This is a genomic window from Rhodococcus sp. NPDC060086 (assembly GCF_042730275.1).
In the GTDB taxonomy this organism is placed as follows: domain Bacteria; phylum Actinomycetota; class Actinomycetes; order Mycobacteriales; family Mycobacteriaceae; genus Rhodococcus.
In genome coordinates this window covers 1-6,063 of sequence record NZ_JBHWWZ010000090.1, presented here as the reverse complement: position 1 = coordinate 6,063, position 6,063 = coordinate 1, and the positions used below count along the sequence as shown (strand labels likewise).

Below are 6,063 nucleotides of genomic sequence, written 5' to 3'. Positions count from 1 at the left end.
GGGCGGCGCGCCGTTGTCGGTGATTGCCGAGTACGTGAAGTCTCAACGGCGCCCTGAGTGACGGTGATTCACCTCCACCGTGAACGATGGAGCACCCTCACCGAGATCGGTAGAAGCGACGTGTCGCGGGAAGGTCGGTCGCGCCGAGTTCGATGTAGTCGAGTGCGTGATGAGTGTGTCCCATGAGATCGATGGTGCACTTACCCACCGACATGGTCGAGTAGCCCGACTACCCGATGCGGCCCTCGATACTCCTGTCGATCTCGTGGCTGACGAGATCTGTTGCAGCGTCGGCATCCATCGCCGTCACCAATACCGATTGCGTCGCACCATTGCTGAGTGCAACCAACCTCTCGGCCTCGTCGTGAGCCGCGCGCTCCGAAAGACCGACGCGACAGAGGAGCCTCTCGGCCTCACTGACGGTCCCCCGCGACGCTTCGGCAAGAAACGACCTGATCCACGGGTCGTTCGTCGCTTTGGCGAGGTAGGCGTACCAGACCGACGCACCTATACGGGAGGATGCGTCCGTGGGAACGGGCTGGGTGAGCAAGGCCACGAGGGCTGATCTCGGGTCATCGGAAGATTCTCGTCGGCGGTACACCTGTTCGGCGCCGGCAACCATCTCCTGCGCCCCGGACCGGATCAGGTGCTGCTTCGATTCGAAGTAGTGCTGGATTCTGCCGATCGAAACACCGGATTCGGCCGCGACCGCCTGGAACGTCACCCCGTCGATTCCTCGTTTGTGGATTACCGCCCACAGTGCCCACACGATCTCTCTGCGACGTTCGGCATGGTCGACCACTTTAGGCATGTCAGAATTTTACAATATGTCTATACTGCAAACAGTACGAATCGCTGACTTCGAGGGAAACCCACATGAGCGAACCCACCACGGACACAGATTCCCGGACCGACCGTCCACCACCCGCCCGCCGACACCGCCGATGGCTGCGCCGCAGCGGAATCGTGGTGGTCGCCGCACTTGCAGCACTGGGCGCAGTGAGCATCCAGCAGTTCTTCTTCGGAGCTCCGGGCATCGGCCACTTCCGCGACGCGGAGGGCCGGCGCACCTATGTCGAGGCCTATGAGCGGGCGATGTCCACCCTCCCTCCGCCCACGACAACTCTCGACGTCACGACCCGTTTCGGGACGGTCCGCGTCTACGAGTGGAGCTCACCGGAAACCGCGGACACCGCTCCGGTCGTCTTGGTCCCCGGACGCGCGTCGGGTGTCCCGATGTGGGCCGAAAACCTCGCCGACTTCTTGCCACACCGGCGCGTCCTCGCATTCGACGCACTCGGCGACGCCGGCCTGTCGACACAAAGCGTTCCGCTGACCTCGTTCGACGACCAGGCGATATGGATGGCCGACGTACTCGACGAACTCGCCGCCGACGGCGCACACATCGTCGGCCATTCGTTCGGCGGCGCGATCGCAACGACGTACGCACGACAGTTCCCCGAGCGCGTCCGATCGCTGACGCTCCTCGAACCCGTATTCACCTTCGCGTATCCGCCCGCGCGCATGATGGCGTGGACGATGGTGTCGAGCCTTCCGTTTCTTCCCGAGAGTTGGCACACCACCGCACTCGGCAAGGTCGGCGGTGCCGAATTCGACCCGAACGACGACATGGCGAAGATGATCGCCGCAGGTTCGGAACACTATTCGGCGGCGCTGCCGACCCCCTCACCCATGAACGACAGCGAGAGGGATTCCTTGACCGTTCCCACCTACGTCGCTATCGCAGAACATGATTCGATCGCCGGCGGCACGAACGCCGCCGATCGGGCTCGGCAACTCCCGAACGCGACGGTCGCCGTCTTCCCCGATACCACCCATTCACTTCCCATGCAGGCGAAAGATCTTCTCGCAGTCAAACTTCCCGAGTTCTGGATCGACGCCGAGAAAGTGTGATCCGAACACGCTCACAAGCCCGGCACATACGTCAGCACGGGGACGTGACCCGGCACGCAGTCCTTCCAATGATCAGGAGCCGCGAGGGTGAAGGTCGCGGGCACGTGCGGGTCGGAGCCCGGCAGTATCAGGACCCGCCACTGCGGCACCCAGGTCGCGATCTCCCCAGCCGCGTCGACCGCACGGATGATCGCAGTAGTGTCGTGGTGGCGGAACACGAGTCGTACTCCATCCCAGGATAATTCGACGTGTGTCTCGCCCAGCACGCGCACCAGTGCACCGACGCTGAGATCGGAATCATGGAAGGCCTTGCGGGCGCGGATGTGATGGACATGGTGCCCGTCACCGAATGAGGCGCACCCGTGCACATCTGCGCGATCGGCATTCCGGATGTGATCAGCGTGGTCGAAGTGATCAGCGTGGTCGAAGTGATCAGCGTGGTCGAAGTGATCTGTCATGATGTTCCTCCGGGTCGGCCCCGGGGCGGGGCGCTCGTGCCCGGGCCGGTCGGCCGCGAGCCGCTTCGTCATCCGAGCCACCCGCGAGCGTGGGGTTGGCGTGCCGTCAAGTCGGAGCTTGGCGACGGCATCTCGTGAAGCACCGCCACTCTACATGACGCAGCGGCCTCACAACCCTGGCGTCCGTCCGCGGAGAAGTACGCAACGCTTCCTTACTGCTCCGCAACCCCCCGGACACGGGCACTGCCGACACTGGTCGCGCACTGTTCGCACCAGGAGGTTTCCGTGTCCTACGTTCCACCCGCCGAACTGGCCCGCGCAATGGTCGACGCCGGTCAGAGCAAGGTCCTCATGTCCACCCGCGACACCCTCATCAGGGCGTACATGGCTGGAGCCATCCTCGCCCTCGGGGCGGCGTTCGCGATCACCGTCACCGTGCAGACCGGCAACGCACTCCTCGGAGCCGTGCTCTTTCCGGTGGGATTCTGCCTGCTCTATCTGCTGGGTTTCGATCTTCTCACCGGCGTGTTCACGATGGTTCCCATCGCTTACCTCGACAAACGTCCGGGGGTGACGCTCAGGTCGATGCTCCGGAACTGGGGTCTGGTGTTCGTGGGAAACTTCCTGGGCGCTTTCACAGTGGCGCTGCTGATCACCTTCGTCCTCACCTACGGCTACTCGATCCCGCCGGACGCGGTCGGTGAACGTCTCGGCGAAATCGGTGAGGCCCGCACACTCGGCTACGCCGAACACGGCGCCGCAGGCATGATGACGCTGTTCCTACGGGGCGTGCTGTGCAACTGGATGGTCTCGACCGGCGTCGTCGCGGCGATGATGTCGAAGAGCGTGTCCGGCAAGGTTCTCGTCATGTGGATGCCCGTCATGCTGTTCTTCTACATGGGATTCGAGCACTCGGTCGTCAACATGTTCCTGTTCCCGTCCGGTCTACTGCTCGGCGGTGATTTCACGCTCAGTGACTACCTGATCTGGAACGAGATCCCGACGGTGCTGGGCAATCTGGTCGGCGGTGTCGTGTTCGTGGGGCTCGCCCTCTACATCACCCACGTGCGCACGAAGCCGAAGCGCCCTGTCCCGGACACTGCAATGATGGCCGACAAGAGACCCGAAACCGTGTGAGTGGGCTTGCCGTGACTCCCATCCTTCCCAAGCACGAGTCCGCAGCACTGATCGCGTAGCCCGCATCCGGACGGTGATCGGGTTGTGGTGACGTTCGACGGCAATTCCTCGACTACCGCTGGTAGGAACGCGAGTTCGGTCGAGATACCGCCGACGCTAACCTGGTCGGATGGCGTCGTTCACTCCGATCTCTCCGACTGCGCTGGCCGAGCTGCTCGCCGAGCGTGTGCGCGCACTACCGGGTCGGGTCGCCATGGCAATCTCGGCCGCCGACGCCGCCGATCCGATGGGTCTGGCGAACCGGGTGGTCGAGCATCTGCGGACCTCAGGACGTCCCGCACACGCCGTGTCTCTGCACGACTTCGTGCGGCAGGCATCGCTGCGTCTCGAACACGGGCACGCCGACCAAGAGAGTTACCGGTCGAGCTGGTTCGATTACGACGCACTGGACCGCGAGGTGGTCTCGTCTCTGAAGGAGCAGCACCGCTTTCTGCCGCGACTGTGGGACGAGACCACCGACCGGTCCGCGCGTGTTCGCCGGGTCGACGCTGCAGGCAACCACGTGGTGCTCGTGGCAGGTCCGATGCTCCTCGGTCGCGGGCTCGCGTTCGATACGACCGTTCAGCTGAGGATGTCGGAGGGCGCACTCGTGCGGCTGACCGCCGATGACGAACACTGGACCATCACACCGTTGCTCGCGCACGACTCCGACGTCGATGCCGACATCGTCGTGCGCTTCGACCATCCCGACCGACCCGCGGTGCGAAATTCTTGAACTACTGCGCCGCTAGAGATTTGGCGAGCGGCGAGGGGAATCTGGGCATCACCCTCACCCCGCCGAGCCATTCGTCGAGCCGAGCTGCCTCATCGGAAAGAAAGGCTTCTGCGTCGGCCCCCGCGTCTTCGAGCATGTGGAGGCGGACGGCACCGTCGTCGGTCTGCCACCAGGTACCGACGATCCTGCCGTCCCACCACGCGGTCGGCCCGGCGTTTCCGCTGGTGTCGAAGAGTTGTTGCTTGTACGGACCGAGATACCAGTCGCGTTCGAACCAGCCCATCGTCGTGGGATCGAGCGACGGCAACAGGGCACCCCACGGCTCGACGGGTGGAGCAGGGTCTACGTCCTCGGGAAGGAGATATCCCGTACGCCCGTCGAGATCCACCTCCACTGCCGCCAGGTCGGCCAGTGCCGCCCGCACGCCTTTCACTGTCGAGCCGAGCCACCACTTGATGTCGGCTTCGGTGCCGGGACCGAATGCGCGTAGCCACATCTCGACGAGTTCGCGAAGCCCTTCCGATTCGCTACGCGGTTCGATCTCCTCCCCCAGCCACGCCCCGGTGCGCGCCCAGTTCGGACGCGAGATTCGCCAGTGCCCGTTGTTGGAGGCGCGGACCACGTGGCCCGATGCGGACAGAACGGTCATCACACGCGGCGCGAACGGAACCTTCCCTCCCCATGATTTCCCGATGCCGTAGTCGGTCGATGCGTCGAGAATCGGTATTTCGGAACGTAATTCGGACGAGGTTGCTTCCCGGCCTCCGGCCAGGGCATGGAGTACCTTCGTGGTGGCCTCATCGAGCCAACGCGCGCCGTCCTCATGCAATTCAGCGCGTTCGATGTCTTTGATCACGCTGCGGCGCTGGGCCTGCGCGACCCGGTTGCTTGCGCCGGCCTGTGCCGCCGGGAGCGCGGCGCGCGGAAACACGAAGACGGTGCGACGCATCGCGAGGTGCTTGACCAGGGAGCGCTCCACGTAGAGCGCGTCGTCGAGTTCGGCCACGGAGAGATCGTCGACACGCGCCCACGCCGAGAGATACACGGTGGCCGGGTCGGTGCCGTGCAGGCACACCATGCTCTTTGCGGCCTCGACCGGATCAGGCGCACGATGCGCCGGGGCAATGCGGTGGCGGGCCGCAAGGCGTGCTCTGCGTTCCCCGACGTCGACAGTCCGAAGCACCATTCCGCCATGGTAGATGGGAGTGTCGACCCAGTCGTGAGTGTCGGTGCGAGTGCGCTGTCAGCGTCTCAGCTCCGGCGGGAATCCACCGGTTGCGACAGGGCCCCACGAATCGATGGTGATTCGGATGAGCGACTTGTTCTGCGCGCGCATCGCATCGCGGTATTCATCCCAGTTCGGGTGCTCACCGGAGATGCATCGGAAGTAGTCCACCAGCGGTTCGACCGCGTCGGGCATGTCGAGCACCTCAGCGGTGCCGTCGACCTGCACGTACGCACCATTGAACTCGTCGGACAGGACGCACACGGTCGCGCGTGGGTTGCGGCGCAGATTCACCGACTTGGCCCGCTGCGGGTAGGTCGCGATGACGACTCTGCCATCGTCGTCCACGCCGAGAGTGACGGGCGAGACCTGCGGCGCACCCGATTCCCGCCACGCGATCAGCACTCCGCGGTGACGGGGTCGGAGGAACTCGAGCAAGTCCTCGCGTGAGACGTGGTCAGCCGTTGCGATTGCCATGACACCCACGATAGGCGGCATGCCCCCGGCTTGCTGTCGGGAAACGACGCGGACCCGCAGGCAGCAGCCTGCGGGTC

General features: G+C 64.5%; 7 protein-coding genes and 1 riboswitch. Of the genes, 3 read left to right on the top strand and 4 right to left on the bottom strand.

Going from position 1 to position 6,063, the window contains the following annotated elements; all coding sequences use genetic code 11:
• Positions 1–229: 229 nt before the first annotated feature.
• The gene (locus ACFWB0_RS25400) at positions 230–811 is read right to left on the bottom strand and encodes a TetR/AcrR family transcriptional regulator (RefSeq protein ID WP_378493169.1); all 582 of its coding nucleotides are present in this window, start codon (positions 809–811) and stop codon (positions 230–232) included.
• 65 nt (positions 812–876) lie between these two features.
• Between ACFWB0_RS25400 and ACFWB0_RS25395 the strand changes: the two genes are divergently transcribed.
• Positions 877–1,914 carry an alpha/beta fold hydrolase gene (locus ACFWB0_RS25395; RefSeq protein ID WP_378493168.1) on the top strand — a complete coding sequence of 346 codons (1,038 nt, stop codon included), beginning with the start codon at positions 877–879 and terminating at the stop codon, positions 1,912–1,914.
• An 11-nt stretch (positions 1,915–1,925) separates the two neighbouring features.
• On the opposite strand, the gene ACFWB0_RS25390 is transcribed toward ACFWB0_RS25395, so the two are convergent.
• On the bottom strand, positions 1,926–2,372 hold the full coding sequence (locus ACFWB0_RS25390) for a hypothetical protein (RefSeq protein WP_378493167.1): 447 nt from the start codon (positions 2,370–2,372) through the stop codon (positions 1,926–1,928).
• 27 nt (positions 2,373–2,399) lie between these two features.
• A riboswitch (SAM riboswitch) is annotated at positions 2,400–2,512 on the bottom strand.
• Between the two features lie 145 nt (positions 2,513–2,657).
• On the opposite strand from ACFWB0_RS25390, the gene ACFWB0_RS25385 reads away from it, so the two are divergent.
• Both ACFWB0_RS25385 and ACFWB0_RS25380 read left to right on the top strand, forming a co-directional pair.
• Positions 2,658–3,509 carry a formate/nitrite transporter family protein gene (locus tag ACFWB0_RS25385; RefSeq protein ID WP_378493166.1) on the top strand — a complete coding sequence of 284 codons (852 nt, stop codon included), beginning with the start codon at positions 2,658–2,660 and terminating at the stop codon, positions 3,507–3,509.
• Positions 3,510–3,678: 169 nt separating this feature from the next.
• A complete protein-coding gene (locus ACFWB0_RS25380; protein ID WP_378493165.1) occupies positions 3,679–4,284 on the top strand; it encodes a uridine kinase in 606 nt (201 codons plus the stop codon).
• A 1-nt stretch (position 4,285) separates the two neighbouring features.
• Here the strand turns inward: ACFWB0_RS25380 and ACFWB0_RS25375 are convergent, their stop codons facing one another.
• Together ACFWB0_RS25375 and ACFWB0_RS25370 are read right to left on the bottom strand one after the other, a co-directional pair.
• Positions 4,286–5,470, bottom strand: coding sequence for a winged helix DNA-binding domain-containing protein (locus ACFWB0_RS25375; protein WP_378493164.1), 1,185 nt, complete (start codon positions 5,468–5,470; stop codon positions 4,286–4,288).
• A gap of 57 nt (positions 5,471–5,527) precedes the next feature.
• Complete coding sequence (locus tag ACFWB0_RS25370; RefSeq protein ID WP_378493163.1) at positions 5,528–5,986, bottom strand: PPOX class F420-dependent oxidoreductase; 459 nt, start codon at positions 5,984–5,986, stop codon at positions 5,528–5,530.
• Positions 5,987–6,063 lie beyond the last annotated feature (77 nt).

Bases quoted from the DNA above. Each gene is read 5' to 3' on its own strand.
- ACFWB0_RS25390 (WP_378493167.1), bottom strand. From the start codon at position 2,372: ATGACAGATCACTTCGACCACGCTGATCACTTCGACCACGCTGATCAC.
- ACFWB0_RS25375 (WP_378493164.1), bottom strand. From the start codon at position 5,470: ATGGTGCTTCGGACTGTCGACGTCGGGGAACGCAGAGCACGCCTTGCG.
- ACFWB0_RS25380 (WP_378493165.1), top strand. From the start codon at position 3,679: ATGGCGTCGTTCACTCCGATCTCTCCGACTGCGCTGGCCGAGCTGCTC.
- ACFWB0_RS25400 (WP_378493169.1), bottom strand. From the start codon at position 811: ATGCCTAAAGTGGTCGACCATGCCGAACGTCGCAGAGAGATCGTGTGG.
- ACFWB0_RS25370 (WP_378493163.1), bottom strand. From the start codon at position 5,986: ATGGCAATCGCAACGGCTGACCACGTCTCACGCGAGGACTTGCTCGAG.
- ACFWB0_RS25395 (WP_378493168.1), top strand. From the start codon at position 877: ATGAGCGAACCCACCACGGACACAGATTCCCGGACCGACCGTCCACCA.